The 17796-nt window shown below is 72.1% G+C and carries 15 protein-coding genes and 1 pseudogene; 9 read left to right on the forward strand and 7 right to left on the reverse strand.

Annotation, left to right across the window (positions count from 1 at the left end; translation table 11 throughout):
• Positions 1-197: 197 nt before the first annotated feature.
• Together OG990_RS31105 and OG990_RS31110 are read right to left on the reverse strand one after the other, a co-directional pair.
• On the reverse strand, positions 198-1034 hold the full coding sequence (locus tag OG990_RS31105; protein ID WP_406077537.1) for a transposase family protein: 837 nt from the start codon (positions 1032-1034) through the stop codon (positions 198-200).
• A gap of 273 nt (positions 1035-1307) precedes the next feature.
• Complete coding sequence (locus OG990_RS31110) at positions 1308-2201, reverse strand: metallophosphoesterase (RefSeq protein ID WP_406078020.1); 894 nt, start codon at positions 2199-2201, stop codon at positions 1308-1310.
• Positions 2202-2226: 25 nt separating this feature from the next.
• Here OG990_RS31110 and OG990_RS31115 point away from each other — a divergent pair, with 25 nt between their 5' ends.
• Positions 2227-2682 (forward strand): GatB/YqeY domain-containing protein, encoded by a 456-nt coding sequence (locus OG990_RS31115; protein ID WP_328421326.1) that lies wholly within the window; start codon positions 2227-2229, stop codon positions 2680-2682.
• A gap of 99 nt (positions 2683-2781) precedes the next feature.
• On the opposite strand, the gene OG990_RS31120 is transcribed toward OG990_RS31115, so the two are convergent.
• Positions 2782-5223: a penicillin-binding protein gene (locus OG990_RS31120; protein WP_406078021.1), complete on the reverse strand. Its 2442-nt coding sequence runs from the start codon at positions 5221-5223 to the stop codon at positions 2782-2784.
• A gap of 404 nt (positions 5224-5627) precedes the next feature.
• Between OG990_RS31120 and OG990_RS31125 the strand changes: the two genes are divergently transcribed.
• Positions 5628-5948: a WhiB family transcriptional regulator gene (locus OG990_RS31125; RefSeq protein WP_030328078.1), complete on the forward strand. Its 321-nt coding sequence runs from the start codon at positions 5628-5630 to the stop codon at positions 5946-5948.
• Between the two features lie 6 nt (positions 5949-5954).
• Here OG990_RS31125 and OG990_RS31130 read toward each other — a convergent pair whose 3' ends face one another.
• From OG990_RS31130 to OG990_RS31140, 3 genes and pseudogenes are all read right to left on the reverse strand, one after another.
• Complete coding sequence (locus OG990_RS31130; RefSeq protein WP_355601979.1) at positions 5955-7106, reverse strand: ArsA-related P-loop ATPase; 1152 nt, start codon at positions 7104-7106, stop codon at positions 5955-5957.
• A gap of 53 nt (positions 7107-7159) precedes the next feature.
• A complete protein-coding gene (locus OG990_RS31135; protein ID WP_406078022.1) occupies positions 7160-8137 on the reverse strand; it encodes an ArsA-related P-loop ATPase in 978 nt (325 codons plus the stop codon).
• 26 nt (positions 8138-8163) lie between these two features.
• Positions 8164-8745 (reverse strand): annotated as a pseudogene (locus OG990_RS31140) (hypothetical protein); the annotation flags it as partial.
• A 707-nt stretch (positions 8746-9452) separates the two neighbouring features.
• On the opposite strand from OG990_RS31140, the gene OG990_RS31145 reads away from it, so the two are divergent.
• The 7 genes from OG990_RS31145 to OG990_RS31175 all read left to right on the forward strand — a co-directional run bounded on the left by OG990_RS31145 (position 9453) and on the right by OG990_RS31175 (position 17347).
• The gene (locus OG990_RS31145) at positions 9453-9932 is read left to right on the forward strand and encodes a hypothetical protein (protein ID WP_406078023.1); all 480 of its coding nucleotides are present in this window, start codon (positions 9453-9455) and stop codon (positions 9930-9932) included.
• Between the two features lie 44 nt (positions 9933-9976).
• Positions 9977-10132, forward strand: a complete 156-nt coding sequence (locus OG990_RS31150; RefSeq protein ID WP_007466198.1) for a DUF4177 domain-containing protein — start codon at positions 9977-9979, stop codon at positions 10130-10132.
• Positions 10129-10590 carry a RidA family protein gene (locus tag OG990_RS31155; RefSeq protein ID WP_328421314.1) on the forward strand — a complete coding sequence of 154 codons (462 nt, stop codon included), beginning with the start codon at positions 10129-10131 and terminating at the stop codon, positions 10588-10590. Before OG990_RS31150 ends, OG990_RS31155 begins: the two co-directional genes overlap by 4 nt.
• Before the next feature lie 121 nt (positions 10591-10711).
• Positions 10712-11548 (forward strand): MBL fold metallo-hydrolase, encoded by an 837-nt coding sequence (locus OG990_RS31160; RefSeq protein ID WP_406078024.1) that lies wholly within the window; start codon positions 10712-10714, stop codon positions 11546-11548.
• Positions 11545-15165 carry an adenylate/guanylate cyclase domain-containing protein gene (locus tag OG990_RS31165; protein WP_406078025.1) on the forward strand — a complete coding sequence of 1207 codons (3621 nt, stop codon included), beginning with the start codon at positions 11545-11547 and terminating at the stop codon, positions 15163-15165. Before OG990_RS31160 ends, OG990_RS31165 begins: the two co-directional genes overlap by 4 nt.
• Before the next feature lie 139 nt (positions 15166-15304).
• Positions 15305-15817, forward strand: a complete 513-nt coding sequence (locus OG990_RS31170) for a hypothetical protein (RefSeq protein WP_328421308.1) — start codon at positions 15305-15307, stop codon at positions 15815-15817.
• Between the two features lie 30 nt (positions 15818-15847).
• Positions 15848-17347 carry a serine/threonine-protein kinase gene (locus OG990_RS31175; RefSeq protein ID WP_406078027.1) on the forward strand — a complete coding sequence of 500 codons (1500 nt, stop codon included), beginning with the start codon at positions 15848-15850 and terminating at the stop codon, positions 17345-17347.
• Here OG990_RS31175 and OG990_RS31180 read toward each other — a convergent pair.
• On the reverse strand, positions 17334-17672 hold the full coding sequence (locus tag OG990_RS31180) for a hypothetical protein (RefSeq protein ID WP_355601965.1): 339 nt from the start codon (positions 17670-17672) through the stop codon (positions 17334-17336). The genes OG990_RS31175 and OG990_RS31180 overlap by 14 nt on opposite strands.
• Between the last annotated feature and the right edge of the window lie 124 nt (positions 17673-17796).

The following is a 17796-nucleotide window of genomic DNA, read 5'->3' on the forward strand; positions in this document are numbered from 1 at the left end:
CAAATAGTAGCCCACCCGCCGCGATGGTCAAACTCGGTACCCCCGCCGGCCAGACCCCGCCCGGAGCAGCCAAGATCCGCACAACTTCAGGGAGCTTGTCTCATCCTGTTTGGGCTGCTCAGGGATGGTTGACAGGTCGTGGTGGTGTGGTTGGGGTGCTGGTGTGCGGGTGTGGATCTTCGGTGTTGATCATCTGTCTAGCGGTTGATTTCGGTGTTGGTCAGCACGAGTAGGGCGCGTAGCAGGGTGGTGGCGTGTGGGCGCCAGCCGTGGCGTAGTCGGGTGAGGATGCGCCAGTTCTTGAGGTGAGCGTGGGCGTGTTCATTGGCCGCGCGTTCGCGGCTGAGCAGGGTGTTCACGCTGTGTTGGGCGGGGGTGAGGGGGTGGTGGCGGTTGCCGCGTCGTCCGGTGATGACGGTGGGGTTCTCGGGTTGGTCGTCGAGGCGGGTGTGGATGCGGTCGCAGATGACGGCGAGGTCATGACGGCGTAGCCGGGTGGGTAGGCGTAGGCGTTTGGCTTGGGTGGCTTCGTGGGTGCGGGCGCCGGCGGCGGCGGAGATCCAGAGCAGCCGGCCGTGGTGGTCGGTGAGGGTGAGTACGCGTAGGTGGTGAGCCTTGTGTTTGCCGCACCACAGGCGTCGTTCGGCGCGGCCGCTCGGGCGGTGCACGGGCAGGCAGGTGCCGTCGAACAGCAGCGGGTCCTCACTGCTGGTGCGGGCGGTGTGGGTGAGGACTCGGTCCAGGCGGGGCGCCATCGCGGCGAGAGTGGTGATGGTTTGCCGAACCCAGCGGCGCACGCTGTGATGCGACACCCCGTAGGCGGCGGCGAGGTCGGCGGGACGCTGATCATGGCGGAGCACGGCCAGCACGATGAGGGCGACCTGCTCATCGGGCAGCTTGCGCCACCGCGAGCGCACACCACGGCGATACCGGCGGATCGCTTGAGTGATCATGGTCAGCGACTTCGTCGACAAGGGCAGATGGACCTGGTAGACCAGAGCATGGCCCTCGGTGGGCGTGTTGTCGTGTGTCACGACCTGCAACCCTCACCGAGGGCCCTGCTATGAGCCACGCGCAACACCGGAACAGATCGAACCTTCCCGAGGGCAGTCGATCATCAGCGAAGATCACCACACCCTGACCAGCGCCGCGACCCCACGACTCGTCCTGTCAACACCACCCCACCAGCCCAAACAGGATGAGACAAGCTCAGGGATGTAGTGGCCTCCCAGCGCGGTGAGGCACCTATTTCCCTGAAGTTGTGCGGATCTTGACGCCGGGCGCCCGGCCCGGCGGCGAAGTAGCGGTCAGCGGGGGATCAGGGTGAGGATGCTCGCCTCCGGGGGGCAGGCGAAGCGGACCGGGGCGGTCGGGTGGGTGCCGAGGCCGGCAGAGACGTGCAGCCAGGAGTCCGAGCCCGGCCACCGGTGCAGTCCGCGCGCCATCGAGCGGGGCAGGCCGCAGTTGGTCACCAGTGCTCCGGCGCCCGGTACGCAGACCTGCCCGCCGTGGGTGTGCCCGGCCAGCAGCAGCCCGAAGCCGTCGGCGGCCATCTGGTCGAGCACCCGAGGCTCGGGTGAGTGTGCCAGCGCGATGGACAGGTCGGCCGAGGACGAGACCCTGCCGGACACCGCTTCATAATCGTCCCGGTCGATGTGTGGGTCGTCCACGCCGGCCAGGTCGAGCTGCCGGCCGCCGGCCTTCAGCAGGGTCCGGGCGTTGTTGAGGTCCACCCAGCCGGCGCCGGTGAACACCTGGCGCAGCTCCTCGTAGGGCAGCTCGGCGCCCTCGGTGTACTCCCGGTCGGGCAGGAAGTAGGTGAACGGGTTCTTCCACACCGGCCCGGTGTAGTCGTTGGACCCGAACACGAACGCGCCCGGGTAGTCCAGTAGTGGTTGGAGCGCCCGCAGCACCCCCGGCACGGCGCCCGGGTGTGCCATGTTGTCGCCGGTCACCACGACCAGGTCCGGGTCGAGTGCGGCCAGCGACGCCACCCAGCGCTGCTTGCGCGCCTGGTTGGGCATCATGTGCAGGTCCGACAGGTGCAGCACGCGAAGCGGCTCCGCGTCGGCCGGCAGCATCGGTACGTCGTACCGCCGCAGGGTGAACATGTTGCGCTCGATGAGCGACGCGTACGCGAGGGTGGCCGCGCCGACTGCGGCGGTTCCGGCGGCGAGTCGGAATAGTGTGCGCTTTCGCATGGCGTTCAGGGTAGTTTGACCGTCCATGAGCACGCTGAAGGACCGCCTCACTGCCGACATGCGTTCCGCGCTCAAGGCGCGCGACGAGCTGACCACCTCCACGCTGCGGATGGCCCTGGCCGCCGTCGGCACCGCCGAGGTCGCCGGCAAGGCCAAGCGCGAGCTCACCGACGACGAGGTGCTCGCGGTGCTGACCAAGGAAGCCAAGAAGCGCCGGGAGGCGGCCACCGCCTTCGCCGACGCCGGCCGCGCCGAGCAGGCCGCGAAGGAGACCGCCGAGGGCGAGGTGCTGGACCGCTACCTGCCCAAGCAGCTCTCCGATGCCGAGCTGACCGAGTTGGTCACGGGCGCGCTCGCCGCGGGCGGCTTCACCGGTAAGGCCCAGATGGGCCCGGCGATGAAGTCGGCCCAGGCCGCGGTGGCCGGTCAGGCCGAGGGGGGCAGGGTGGCCGCCGAGGTACGCCGACAGCTCGGCCTCTGACCCGACGGCACCGCCGCAGTCTCGTACCGGAGTAGTCCCGACAGGCGAACGGGCGGGCACCCGCAGTGGGTGCCCGCCCGTTCGTGCGTCCGCGCTACCTCAGCCGCCTGGGCGGCCCGCGCCGGGTCGACCGGGCGGGTTACCGGGTTGCCCCGGGGTGGTGGTGCCCGGCGGGGTGGCCCCGCCGCCGCTGCTGATCTGGATGGTGACCACGCCGCCCTTGATGGTGCGCCCGTCCGGGCTGGTGCCGGCCGCGTCGCCCGCCTTGCAGGACGAGGGGACCTTCGTCTCGGAGACGACCGGCTCGAAGCCGGCGCCCTTGATCCGGGACTTCGCGGTCTCCACCGACACGCATTTCACGTCGGGGATGCTGCGCTGGTCACCTTCGGAGATCTTCTGCCCCGGCGGTTCGAAGTTGACGCGGGGCTTGCCCTTCATCGCATCCCGCAGCGTCTCGTACACCGGCGGGTTGATGCCGTCCTTCTCCTTGTGCTTCATCTTGACGTTGGTCTGCGGCCAGTCCGGGTCGGCCATGATGCCAGCCACCGCGTACTGCTTGGTCATCGCGACCAGGGCGGCCGTCTTCTCCGAGTCGGTGGTGCCGGACTTGCCGGCCACCGGCGCGTCGACGATGCCCTTCACCACCCCGGCCGTGCGGCTGCCGCCACACTTGCTGGTCCTGGAGTTGTCGCCGACCGGGCAGCGGGCGGCGTCCACGGCGGCCCGGGCGACCTCGGTGCTGAACCGCTTCTCGCAGCGCGGGTTGGCGATGTCCAGCTTCTTGCCCTCCGGGTCCCGGATCTCCTGCACCGGGATCGGCTCGCAGTACTTGCCGTCAGCCGCGAGGGTGGCGTACGCGTTGGCCAGGTCCAACGGCGTGGTCGAGGAGACGCCCAGGGTGAACGCGCCCCACTGGTGGGCGGCGTCCTTGGTGCCGGCGAACTTGGCGTCGCTGCTGGCCCGGAACTGGATGCCGGCCCGCTTGGCGGCGTCGACCACGTTCTCCGCGCCCACCTGCTGCTGCAGCGGGACGAAGTACGTGTTGACCGACTGGGAGAACGCGCTCCACATGGTCTGCACGCCGCCGGCCTTAAGACCGGAGTTGGTCGGGCAGTAGAAGTGCGTCCCCTTGCAGGCCGCCGGGCTGCTGCTGTCGATGATGTATTCCGACTTGAACTGCTGTGGCGCATTGATCGTGTAGCTGAGCGGAATGCCCTTCTCCAGCGCCGCCACGATGCTGAAGATCTTGAAGGTCGAGCCGGCCTGGTAGCCGGCGATGCCGTCGCCACCGGTGAGCAGCGGGTTCACCGTCGCCGGATAGTTGCCCCGGATGCCCTTCTTGCTCTTCGCCGGATCACTGGAGATCTTGTTCTTCGGGTTCTTCGGGTCGTCGAGCTTGAACTGCCGGTTGACCGCGAGCGCCCGGACCCGCCCGGTGCCGGGCTCCACCACCGCGACCATGGCGGCTTCCTTGCTGTTCTCGCTCTTGGCCCTGCGGACGGCCGCGTCCGCGCCCTTCTGCGCCTGAACGTCGATCGACGTCACGACGGTGTAGCCGCCGCTCTTGAGCCGCCGCTCCCGGTCGTACGTGGTCGAGCCGAACGTCTCCTCCTGCATCCACCAGCGGTAGAAGTAGTCGCAGAAGAAGCCCCAGCTGTTGACGTTGGCGGCGACGCAGCCGTTCGGGGTGCGCTTGTCCTTCACCACCAGCTTGGTCGCCTTGGCCGCGTCGGCCTCCTGCTGGGTGATGGACTTGATGTCGAGCATGTTCTGGATGACGTAGTTGCGCCGGTCCAGTGCGAGCGGGTAACCGGCCTTGGTGGTCGGGTCGTTGGTGGTGGGCGCCTTCACCATGCCGGCCAGCAGCGCCGCTTCCTCGATCTTCAGCTTGCTCGGCGGCTTTCCGAAGTAGACCTGGCTGGCGGCGTAGATGCCGTACGCGCCGTTGCCGAACGAAGCGAGGTTGAGGTAGCGGGTGAGGATCTCGTCCTTGGAGAATTCCTTGTCGACCTGGAGGGCCAGCCGCATTTCGCGGAGCTTGCGGGCGCTGGTGTCCTCGGTCGCCGCGACCACGTCGGCCGGGTGGGTCGCCGAGTAGGCGATGGCCAGCCGGACGTACTGCATGGTCAGCGTCGAGGCGCCCTGCCGGCCGGCGCTCTCGTTCTGGTTGTTCACGAACGCGCGGGCGACACCGTTGATGTCGACGCCGTTGTGCTTGTAGAAGTCATGGTCCTCGGCCGCGATGATGGCCTTCTGCATGTACGGCGAGATGTCGGCGAGCTTCACGTCCCGCCGGTTCTCGTCGTACATCGTCGCGAGCGGCGTCTTGCCGTCCGAGGCCAGCAGGTAGCTGATCTGCGGCGCGCGAGCCACCGTCAGCTCCGTGGGCAGGGCACCGAATGTCTCGGCGCCGGCCTTGGCGGCCAAGCCGGACATCGCCACCGCGGGGAAGGCCGCCGCAGCGACCACCACGCCAGCCAACAGGCCACATATGAGCAGCGATGCGGCGTTGGTCAGCACATTGTGGTCACGTTTCCGCATCCAGGTCACCTCGACAGGGTACGCGAGTAGGGAACGAGGGGCGCTGGGGCGTTCTTTCCCCATTTCCTGCGCGCGCTGCCCTCGTTGTGCTAAACGCACGACCCCCGGTGCGTGGTTGCGCGTGACCTGCCGTGAGTTTCCTCCAGTCGGAGGAGGCGGCGCAGCGTTTTCGCCGACCTCGGCGGGGTAACCGGCGGTCGAGAGCCCGGGAAGCCGGGAGTGTCCGGAATGATGGATTTCGTCGACAACGTTGCGTAATCAGTCGACTACAGAGCATGATGGGGGCGGCGACAGAGCCACATGTCGTTCGCGCCGCCTTGGGGAAGGCAGGCCGGGCGATCGGGGGGAATTGCCGGCTGACGTGCAACGAGGTCGGTAGGTACTGCAAGGGGGGACGTGTACACATGGGCATGATTACTGACTGGCCGTCGCTGGCGGCGTGTCAGAACGGGGACCCGGACGCGTTGTTCGTACAGGGCGCCGAACAGAACGTGGCGAAGCGGATCTGCCGGAGCTGCCCAGTTCGTTACGAGTGCCTGGCCGACGCGCTGGACAACCGAATCGAGTTCGGTGTGTGGGGTGGCATGACCGAACGCGAACGGCGGGCGCTGCTGCGTCGTCACCCGCAGGTGACGAGCTGGCGCAAGATGTTCGAGGCCGCGATGAAGAAGAACAGCAAGGACAAGGCCGGCAAGGACAAGATCCTCGTCAGCGCGGCCAACTGACGCCGGTCACGGCCGGCTGATCGCCGCGCCGATCGTCCGCAGCCCGTCGACGTCGTGTACGTCGGCGGGCTGCGCCGTCACCGACACCGACGGCACCGCCGGGAACGCCTCGGTGAACCGCGCGGCCACCTGCTGCTCGCGTACCGCCTGACGGGCCAGCGCCGCGTGCGCTCGCAGCACCTCGGCGGTGGCCTCGTGCCCACCCAGCTCGGCCAGCCGCTCCGCGGCGAGCCGGCTCCGCTCGGCGTCCAGCTCCGGCACCGCCGGCCGGTGCACCCGGTTGAGCACCAGGCCGGCCAGCGGCATCTTCTCCTCCCGCAACCGGCCCGCGAAGTACGCGGCCTCCCGGACCGCGTCCGGCTCCGGTGCCGCGACCAGCACGAAGGCCGTCTCCCGCGCCTGGAGGATGCGGTACGTCTGCTCGGCCCGCTGCCGGAAACCGCCGAACATCGAGTCCAGTGCGGCCACGAAGCCGGACAGGTCGGTGAGCAGCTGCGCACCGAGGATCTTCTGCACCACCTTCGAGAACATCCCGAACGAGGCCGTGACCAGGCTGAACATGCTCCGCCCGCCGCTGCGCGCGGGGGCCATCAGCAGTCGCAGCATCCGGCCGTCGAGGAATCGGGAGAGCCGGGCCGGCGCGTCCAGGAAGTCCAGTGCCGAGCGGGACGGCGGGGTATCGACGACGATCAGGTCCCACTCGCCCCGGGCGTGCAGCTGACCCAGCTTCTCCATCGCCATGTATTCCTGCGTGCCGGCGAAGGTGGAGCTCATCGCCTGGTAGAACGGGTTCGCGAAGATCTCCGCAGCCTTCGCCGGATCGGTGTGCTGGAGCACCACGTCGTCGAAGGTGCGCTTCATGTCCAGCATCATGGCGTGCAGCTCGCCGCCGCTGGTCTCGACGTCGATCCCCTTGACCTGGCGGGGGGTGTTGTCCAGCTCGGTCAGGCCCAGCGACTGGGCCAGCCGGCGGGCCGGGTCGATGGTGAGCACCACCGTGCGCCGGCCGTGCTGCTCGGCGGCCCGCAGCGCCAGCGCCGCGGCCGTGGTCGTCTTGCCGACCCCGCCGGCACCGCAGCACACGATGATCCGCACGCCTGGGTCGGCGAGGATCTGGTCGACGTCCAGCTGCGGCGCCGCGTCTTCGGAAGGCACCAATCGAGCGTATCGGGCCGGGTGGGTCCAGCGCCCGTGCAGAGCTCAGGTGTGAGTCAATCGGCCCGGACGAGGGCCTGCGCCAGTGTCGCGAGCCCCAACCGGTCCACCCCGTCGGGCAGCAACGGCAGCTCGACCATCGGGAGCCCCAGCTCCACCAGGTCGGCTCGGAGCGAATCCTCCAGCTCGCGCCGGATGAGCTGGTCGCGTGCCTCGTCGTGCAGGCCGATGACGGTCTCCCGGTCGGCCGGCAGCCCGGCCGCGACCAGCCCGCGCTTCAGCTCGGCCGCGCTGACCGCCCGGCCGGCGGGCAGCGGTGGCCGGGCGCCGTTGACGATCACCTTCCCGATCCCGAAGCCGAGCGAGGTCAGGTCGGCGATGGCGTCCACCGTCTCCTGCACGGGCATTTCCTCCAGCAGCGTGACCACGTGCACCGCGGTGATCGGGGAGCGCAGCAGCGCGGCGACCCCCTCGCTCTGGGTCTTGATCGGGCCGACCTTGGCGAGCCGGGCCGTCTCGGCCGTGACGTTGAGGAACCGGCCGATCCGCCCGGTCGGCGGGGCGTCCAGCACCACCGCGTCGTACACGCGCCGCTGCCCCGAGGTGCGGGTCGTGGCCTCCTTCACCTTGCCGGTGAGCAGCACGTCGCGCAGACCGGGGGCGATCGTGGTGGCGAAGTCGATGGCGCCGAGCTTGCGCAACGCCCGGCCCGCCGCACCCAGCTTGTAGAACATGTCGAGGTACTCGAGCAGCGCCTCCTCGGCGTCCACCGCCAGCGCGCGTACCTCGCCGCCGTCCGGGGCGTCGGCGAGGTGTCGCTCCTCGTACGGCAGCGGATCGATGCCGAAGAGCTGGGCGATGCCCTGCCGCCCCTCGACCTCCACCAGCAGGGTGCGCCGGCCGCCGGCGGCCAGCGCCAGGGCCAGCGCCGCCGCCACGCTGGTCTTGCCGGTGCCGCCCTTGCCGGTCACGACGTGGAGACGGGCCGACCATCCGTTACCGGCCGGGTCGGACGGCCGCTCAGCTGCACGCACCCGTCGAGCCTATCCAGGGTTGGCGGTCACGCGACCTCGCAGACCCACCAACCTGTCTTCTGCACCACGGTGAAGCGCAGGTCCTGGTCGGCCACCTTCTCGTCGGCGGTGGTCATGGTGATCCGGGTGGAGACGGTGGCCCGGTCTCCGGTCTGGTTGTCCACCTTGGGGCTGGTCCACCGGAAGCGCGGGTTCTGGTACTCGGCGGAGTACTTCTGCACCTCGGCCACCTTCGCCGCGATCTTCTCGTCGTCGCGGGAGGCGGCGCAGACGCGGCTGGCCGCCTTGGTCGCGTCGCGATCCTTGTAGACCGCGGTGAGGAACTCGTCGACGGCGACCGCCGGCTCCTTGGCGCCCTCGCCGTTCTCGACGTTGCGCAGGGTCAGGAACGCCACCACGCCGCCGCCCACGCAGAGCACCATGATCACGACCAGCGCGATCGCCGCGATCAGCAGGCCGCGCTTCTTCTTCGGCGCGGCAGCGCCCGGGTAGGGCGGGTAGCCGGAGGGGGGAGGCGGGATCGCCGAGGGGTCCTGAGTGCCTGGCCCAGCCGGTGCGGCTGCGCCGCCCGGACCCTCGGGCTGCCCGGCGAGACCAGGCTGCCCGGGGAAGTTCGTCCCGCCCGGCTGAGTGGGGAACGCCGGCCCGGCAGGCGGCGCGGGGAAGCCCGGCGACGCGGGGAAGGCCGGCCCGGCCGGCGACGCGGGGAAGGCCGGCCCGGCCGGCGACGCGGGGAAGGCCGGCCCGGCCGGCGACGCGGGGAAAGCGGGCGAGCCAGGGAATGCCGGCGATGCCGTCTGCGCAGGGAGCGCCGGCCTGGCGGGCTGCGCCGGGAGGGCGAGCGGGCCGGGCTGCGCGTCGGGGGCCGACTGGCCGGGGACGGCGGAACCGTCGGGCTGGCCGGTGGGATCCGGGTGAACGGGCGGGTGTGCGGGCTGGTCGCCGCTGGGCGGTTGGGTCATCTCTTCCCCCGGGGGTGCGGCGCCCGTCGCCACCCCTGGCGCCGAGCGTGATCGAGCGGGCGTCCGGGCGCTGCGCGACCGTCCGACCGGAAGGGTAGCGGTCAACCACCGGATCGATGTCGCCCCCGTCGTGCCGTGCCAGCTTCGAATTCGACCGGCTGGCCCCCGGTGCGGAGCACCGTCGGGCTTCCTACCTGCGAGGTGTCGCATATGTGACTCGGGGTGACCGATCGTGCGCGTCCTGTTGGCGGGACTGAGGCTCGGGACCTACCTTCGTCCCGGTGCGGGGGCCGGAACGGACGGATGGTTCGGACCGGAAGTGTGATCCGAGAGGTACGACCCGGAGGCAGTACATGCGCGACGCGGACAATGTTCCTCGCACCCAGTTCCCGAACAACCGGCCGCGCAGGCCCGGGTCCGTCGGCGAGGCCGACGCGCCGGTGGGCAGCCTGCCGGTCAACGAGCGGTCGTACCGCCGGGTGCCGGAGTCGACGGAGGCGGCGCGGGCGCCGAGTCGCCCCGTCGGGCGGGCCCGGGACGACGACGAGCCGGGCTTCGTCGTTCACCTGCCGATCCGGGTGCCCGACCTGGCGGCCGCGACCACGCTGGCCGGTCGGGTCGCGGTGTCCCTGGGCTTTCTGCCGGAGCTGGACGCCGGCGAGACCACCGTGTCCAACGCCGATGACCAGAACAACCGGCACCGGGTCTTCTGCGACCTGCTGCTGCCCGACCGGTCCCGCTGCCCTCAGATGTACGAGCACGAGGGACCCTGCGGAGAGCTGCCGGCCGCGCCGGAGCAGCGTCCCGCACCTCACTCGGCCAGCGGACCGTAGGCTGTGCCTCGAAGAAGTCCGCACCGAGAGGGAGCCCTCCAGCGATGCAGAAGTGGGAATACTCCACGGTCCCGCTGCTGGTCCATGCGACCAAGCAGATCCTCGACAACTGGGGCGAGGACGGGTGGGAGCTCGTCGCCGTGGTCCCCGGGCCGAACCCGGACCAACTGGTCGCGTACCTGAAGCGGCCCAAGGCATGAGCAACGGCCCGCACGCGAAGCTCGCCGAGCTGGGGCTCGAACTGCCCGAGGTGGTGCCGCCGGTGGCCAGCTACGTGCCGGCCGTGCAGTCCGGGCAGCACGTGTACGTCTCCGGCCAACTGCCGATCGCCGAGGGGAAGCTGCTGGCCACCGGCAAGGTCGGCGCCGGAATCTCCGCCGAGCAGGCGAAGGACCTGGCCCAGCGGTGTGGGCTGAACGCGTTGGCCGCGGTCGACTCGCTGGTCGGCCTGGAGAATGTGGTCAAGGTGGTCAAGCTGACCGGTTTCGTGGCCTCCGCGCCCGGGTTCACCGGCCAGCCCGCCGTGATCAACGGTGCCTCCGACCTGTTGGGCACCGTCTTCGGCGAGGCCGGCCGTCACGCCCGCAGCGCCGTGGGGGTTGCCGAACTCCCCCTCGACGCCCCGGTGGAGATCGAACTCATCGTCGAGGTCGCCTGACGCGTCGCCACCCCCGCGACCATGCACTTCCGGCCCGGATGAAAGCCCTGAACAGGGATGAATCAGGGACCGAACGTGCATGATCGCGGGGTGTGGCGGGCGGGGTCGTACGATCGCAGCCATGAGCGGGCACGTGACGGCGCCGGCGGCGGCCCTCGCCGACGAGCTGCCGAGCTGGGTGACGCTGCTGCGCGCGCCGAATCCTGGCCCGATGACCCTCGACGGCACCAACACCTGGGTGCTGCGCGCCCCGGCGGCGGAGTACGGCGTCGTGGTCGACCCGGGGCCGGCGGACGAGGGGCACCTGACCCGGATCGCCGCGACCGGCCCGGTCGGGCTGATCCTGATCACCCACGGCCACCCCGACCACACCGAGGGCTCCGCCCGGCTGAGCGAGCTGCTCGGCGGGGTGCCGGTACGCGCCGTCGACCTGGCACACAGTATCGGCGCCGAGCCGCTGGCCGCTCGGCCCGAGCCACTGGACCTCCCCGGCCTGGCGGTGCGACCGGTACCCACCCCCGGGCACACCGCCGACTCGGTCTGCCTGCACGTCGAGTACGGCGACGAGCGGGTGGTGCTCACCGGTGACACCATCCTCGGCCGGGGCACCACGGTGGTGGCCCACCCGGACGGGCACCTCGGCGACTACCTGACCAGCCTGGAGTTGCTGTCCGCGTACCGGGGGATCCCGGCGCTGCCCGGACACGGCCCGGCGCTGGCCGACTGCGCCGCAGCGGCCGACTTCTATCTCGCCCACCGTCGGGCCCGGCTCGACCAGGTGCGGGCGGCGGTCACCGCCGGTGCCGGCACCCCCGCCGAGGTGGTCGCTGCGGTCTACGCCGACGTGGACCGCTCGCTCTGGTGGGCCGCCGAGTGGTCGGTCCGCGCCCAGTTGGAGTACCTGGGGGTCGCCACCGGGGAATCTGAGCCGGGGGTCAGTGGGTTGGAACACACGTGACCTGCCCCGTGTGTGGAACCGTCGCCGTTCCCGGTGCCCGGTTCTGCCACAATTGCGGTGCCGCGCTGCCGGCCGCCGCGACGTTGCCGGCGGCCGAGCGCCGGGTGGTCACCGTGCTCTTCGGGGACCTTTCCGATTTCACCTCCTGGTCCGAGGATCTTGACCCGGAACGGGTCGGTGCGGTCACCGACCGGGTGCTAGCCGCCCTCGCCGGCGCGGTGAAGACCTTCGGCGGGCACGTCGACAAGCTGACCGGTGACGGGATCATGGCGGTCTTCGGCGCCCCGGTGGCGCACGAGGATGACGCCGAACGCGCGGTCCGGGCCGCCCTGTCGATGCAGCGGGCGGTCCGCCGGGTGCTCGACGACGAGCGGGGCGGCGGTGCGTCGCTCGGGCTGCGGGTCGGGCTGAACACCGGCGACGTCATCGCGGGCATCCAGGCCGCCATCGAGTACACGGTCATCGGGGACACGGTGAACACCGCCGCCCGGCTGGCCGACGCCGCCGCGGTCGGTGCCGTCTACGCCGGCGCGCGGACCGCCGCCGCCACCCGGCACGTCGCCTCCTGGCGGGCGCTGCGCCCGTTGCGGCTCAAGGGCAAGCGTGAGCCGGTCGAGGCGTACGAGCTGCTGGGTCTGCTGGACGCGCCGGGCACCCGGTCCGGCCTCGGCGACGAGGCGCCCTACGTGGGCCGGGAGACCGAGATCGGTCGGGTCGCCGGGCGGCTCGCCGAGGTGATCGACCAGGGTGATCCGAGGGTGCTGCTGATGACCGCCGAGGCGGGCATCGGCAAGTCCCGGTTCGCCGCCGAGGTGGAACGCCTCGCTGCCGGGTACGACGTGGGCGCCGGCCGGTACGCCGCGCACACCGGTGCCCGGGTCCTCTCGGTGCGCTGCGCCGCCTTCGGTGAGCGGCGCCGGCTCGCGCCGCTGGCCGACCTGGTCCGCGCCGCCGTCGGCCTGCCCAGTGACGCGGCCACCGCGTTGACCCGGCCAGCGGTCGAGGAGCGGCTGCGCCGGCTCGGCCAGCGGCTCGCCCGGGCCGGCAGTGAGCAGCCGCCGATCGTCACCGATCAAGTGCTCGCCCTGCTCGGCTACGCCGACCTTCCCGCCCACGGCGGCACCGACAACGGCGAGTGGGGCAGCGCGGGCGCGCCGGCGGCCGACGCCGAGGCGGTGCCGAACGCGGTCGCCGACCTGCTCAGTGGGCTTGCCATGGAGGCGCCACTGGTGATCGTGGTGGACGACCTGCACGACGCCACCGCCGAGACGATCCGCGCTCTCGGGTTGACCCTGTCCCGACTCACCGGCCCGGTGCTGGTGCTGCTGCTCGGCCGCCCCGAGCTGGTCCGTACCGCCGGCGCGCTGACCCGGGTCGCGGACGCCGAGGTGCACTCCCTGCCGCCGCTGCGCGGCGCCGATGCCGCCCGGCTGCTCACCAGTTACCTCAGCGGCGGCAAGCTGCCGCAGGCCGACACGGACCGGCTGCTGGCCACCGCCCAGGGCAACCCGTTCTACCTGGCCGAGCTGGTCACCCTGCTGATCGAGCGCGGAGCGCTCACCACGGTGGAACCAGGGCGCGGCAACCGGGGCGCACCCGGCGAGCGGGACCAGGGCTCGACGGCCGGCTGGCGGCTGGTGCCCGGCTCGCTGGGCAGCCGGTTGCTCTCCCGGGACCTCGCCGCCGTGCTCGCGGCACGCATCGACGCGCTGCCGCCGGACGCCCGCTCGGTGCTGCGCGACGCCGCGGTCGTCGGTGACACGGTCCCGACCGGTGCGCTGGAGGCGCTGCGCGACCAGCGGGCCGGCCGCGACGGCCGACCGTCGGCGGTGGTCGCCGTCGAGCTCGACCGAGCCGTCGAGGAGCTGCTGCAACGGCGGATGCTGCACCGCACCCGTACCGGCTACGCGTTCGCCACCCCATTGATGCGGGAGGCCGCGTACGCCGGGGTGAGCAAGGCGGAGCTGGCCGAGCGGCACGCCGCGCTGGCGCGCTGGGCGGCGCCGGGGGACGAGACGGCGGCCGGCGGGCCGGGCGGGTTCAACGAGGAGGCCCGGGACGACTTCGTGGCGACGCACGTCGAGCGGGCCGCCAGGCTCGCCGACGCGGTGAAGCTGCGTCCGGACGCGTCGGCCCGCGCGGTGGTCCCGCTCGGGGTCGCCGCGCTCGGCCGGGCCGCCCGCCGGTCACTGTCGGCGGGCGAGCCGGCCCTGGCCGTGGAGTACGCGGAGCGCGCCACCGAACTGGCCCGCGACGGAGTGCCGGCGGCCGACCGGGTGGTGCATGCCCGGGCGCTGCTCCAGATCGGTCGGGTCGTCGACGCCCTTGCCTTCGCCGAGAAGATTGCCGCGAACGCCGGGGACGAGGCGATCCGGGTCAGCGCCCTGCTGCTCGCCGGGCAGGCTCAGCAGACCGTCGGTGACCAGGGCCGGGCGGTGGTCGCCTGGCAGGAGGCGTTGCAGGTGGCCACTGCCGCCGGGCTGCCCACGCTGCGCGCCTCCGCGATGCGCCGGCTCGGCATGGCCGACTTCGTGGCCGGGCGGCTGAGCCAGGCGAGCAGCCGGTTGGCCGCCGCGTACCAGGTCAGCCTCGGCGCGCAGGACCGGCGCGGGCAGGCCTGGTCGTTGCAGAACCTGGCCTGGGTGACCACCACCCGGGGCGACTTCGCCGGCACCGACGCGGTGCTCGGCCGCGCCGCCCGACTCTTCGCCGAGCTGAAGGACCCGTACGGGCGGGCCTGGCTGCGGGGCACCACGGCTTTCGCCCGGCTGCTCGCCGGCCGGTTGCGGGAGGCGTGTCGGATGGCGCAGGTCTTCCTGCCCTTCGGCGAGCGGGTCGGCGAGGCGTGGGCGGTGGGCACGCTGCGCGCGGTGGCGGCGTTCGCCACTGCCGAACTGGGTGACCTGGCCGAGGCGGATCGGGAGGCCCGGCGGGCGTATCGCGAGTTCGCCGCCGCCTCCGACGACTGGGGGCGCGGGTTCGCGCTGGTGGTCCGGGCCGTGGTGGCGCGCGGGCTGGGCGAGCCGGAGCACGCGGCCGACCTGCTCACCGACGCCGTGGCGTACGCCGAGCTGACCTCGCACCCGCTGCTCACCGGGATGGCCGGGACGCTGCGTGGCTTCGTGGCGCTGGACATGGGCGACTGCGAGACCGCCGAGCAGGCCGCCCGCGCGGTGCTGACCGCCGTCGAGCCGCACAACCCGCAGGCCCCGGCGCAGGTGGCACCCCGGGTGCTGCTGGCCACCGCCCGGTTGGCCGCCGGCGACCCGGCGACCGCGGTCGGCCTGCTCGCCCCGGTGGCCACCGCAGCCGCGACCGCACCCTCGCTGCTCTTCTCCCGCCGCCAGGCGATGGCCCGGTACGCGTCGGCGCTGCTCGCCCACGGTCAGCGGGACCAGGCGCTGGACTGGGCCCGGCGGGCGGTCGCCGCGCCGGCCGAGGACGTGCGTAGTCAGGTGATCGCGGCCAGTGTGCTGGCCGAGGCGCTGGCCGCGTGCGGTCACCCGGCGGAGGCACTGGCCAGTGCGGACGAGGCGGTTCGGCTGGCATACGCGACCGAGCAGCGCAGCGAACGCGCCGCCGCCGACGCCCTGCGCGCGCGGCTCGCCGCCGTCTAGCCGCAGCGGTCCGCCGGCTGCCGGGACCCGATCCGGTTTTGACGGTTCCGGGGATGTGGTTGTTCGGGGCGAGCGGCTAGCGTGTCAACACCGTGCGGTGGTCCACAGGTGATCGTCGCCGCGCCTGGGGAGGCCCTTCATGAAGTTGCCGCGTTCCGCCGCGGGCTGGACAATCGCTGTCTTCGGCGTGTTGGCGCTGGTGATGGGCGTGCTCGGGCTGCTCTGGCCGGAGGCGCTGCTGCGCATGCTCGGGTTGGACGTGCCGACCACTCGCTCCGCCGGTGACCACACTGGCACGTTCCTGTTGGCGTCCTCGATGGCGTCGTTCAACATGGGGGTCTACTACCTGCTCGCCACGGTCACCGAGTGGCGGGCCTTCTACCGGTTCACGGTGGTCTTCCGTCTGGTCACCTTCACCGTGTTCACCATCGCCGTGCTGGCCGACATCGCCCCCGACCGGTTCTTCGGGGTGGCCGCCTGGGAGGGGCTGGGCGCACTGGCCACCGCCGTCGGCCTGCGCCTGGACGCCCGCAGGGGCGCGCCGGTCGGCATCGACGCGACGCCCAACGGCACCGACCCGGCCTTGCCGGCGGGCGACGCCGGGGACGGTCCCGGCGCTGCCGGCGCCGCTCCGGCGGACGCGGTGCGCTGAGCGACTGGCCGGGTTGGGTATTTTCGAGCAGTGACCGACACCCCGACTGGCGGCTTGCCAGTGCCGATCGTGCCCGGTCTGACTGATTTGCGGGTCTTTGCCCGGGGCGGTTACGCGACCGTCTACCAGGCCACCCAGATCTCGGTGGGGCGTGAGGTCGCCGTCAAGGTGGAGAACCGCACGCTGGACAGCGAGCGCGACCAGGCCCGTTTTCTTCGTGAGGCGCGGGCGGCCGGGCGGATGTCGTCGCACCCGCACGTGGTGGACCTCTTCGACGTCGGGGTCACCATCGACCAGCACCCCTACCTGATCATGGAACTCTGCGACGGGTCGTACGCCGAGCGCATGCGCACGTCGCCGCTGGGCCCGATCGAGGCTCGCGACCTCGGCCTCAAGATCGCTGACGCGCTTGCCCACTCGCACGCGGCCGGCGTGCTGCACCGCGACGTCAAGCCGGCGAACATCCTCTACTCGCCCTTCAACTCGGCGGTACTCGCCGACTTCGGGCTGGCCGTGCTCGCGGAGCATCGGGACGCCTCGGTCACCCTGGAGGTGCTCACGCCGGCGTACGCGCCGCCGGAGATGTTCAGCCACAGCCCGCCGTCGCCGGCCGTCGACGTGTACGCGCTCTGCGCCACCCTCTACGCGGTGATGCACGGCCGGCCGCCGCGCTGGCAGTCCGAGCGCAACCCCAGCCTGGTCACCGTGCTGGAGATGTTCAACCAGCCGGTCCCCACCCTGCCCGGCGTGCCGGACGAGCTGATCGACGTGCTGCGCGTCGGCATGGCCAACGACCCGGCCGACCGGCCCTCCGCCCTCGAACTGCACGAACTGCTCGCCAGCCTGCCGCTCGGCTCGCCGTCGGCACCCGTCAGCGGCGCCCCGGTCAGCGGCGGCCCGACCCACTCCGGCCCGTACGCCACCGGCCAGCCCGTACCCCGTCCTCCTGTCGAGGACGCCCACCCGACGGCTCCCGGCGGGCGGCGTTCCCTGCGGCGCTGGTTCCTCGGCGGCGCCGGGGTTCTCGCGCTCGCTGCCTCGGCAACCGCCGGAGCCCTGGTGGCCAGCAGCCCGCAGCCTCCCAACCCGACCCCGTCGGTGAGTCGGGCCGCCGCGCCGGCGACCGGGCCACTGCCCGGCTGCACCACCGCCGCCGGCGCGCAGACCGCCCTGCCGGACGGCGCACGGTGCCTGCCCGAGTTGGAGTGTTTCGGCCCGGTGCGGATCCGCGGCACCCGTGCCGAGGCGGTCCGGGTCCCCTGCGCCGGGCGGCACACGTGGGAGACGTACGCCGAGGGCCTCCTGCCGGTGTCGCTGATCGGCGCCGAATACGACGACGTGGTCGCCGCCGAGCCGGTGCGCAAGGTGTGCAGTGCGACCACGTTCCGGTTGACCACCGGGATCACCGAGTCGGCCGGCTGGCACTTGGAGGTGCTGCCGCCGGTGGACGGCAGCATCGACCGGACCTACCGGTGCCTGGCCGGGCGGGGCGTGGACGCGCTCACCGCGCCCACCCTCACCGGTCGCTGAGCCCGCCCGGCCCGCGCCGCCGTTCATGCACCGCACGCAACGCGTCCCTGCTGTCCAGGGCGTCGAGGGTGTCCGCGTCCAGCCCGTACGGCATTAACTCCGGCGGCCCGGCGGCCGGCCGGTCCGCCGGCTCCGGGTCGTCGCCCTGTCGGGCGGCGGAGACGGCCACCCCGGCGACCATGGTCAGCAGGACACAGAGCAGCGCGAGGACCACGCCGAGAAGATCCTGGCGGCGCCAGACGACCAGCATGACCAGCGGCGCGAGGGCTCCCAGCGCCGCGACCACCGCTACGATCCGCGCATCGGGCCTGGACAGTCGGCTCACCCCTCCAGCATGTCGCGGCCGGGCCGGCTGTCAACCGCAGAGAGCCGGCCGGCGCGTCGCTCCGAGTCGATAGATCGGCTTGGCTGGACTGACCCGATCGGTGCGCACACGGAATGGACCGAAA

Origin of the sequence: Micromonospora sp. NBC_00858, assembly GCF_045207365.1 — a bacterium.
Taxonomy (GTDB): domain Bacteria; phylum Actinomycetota; class Actinomycetes; order Mycobacteriales; family Micromonosporaceae; genus Micromonospora.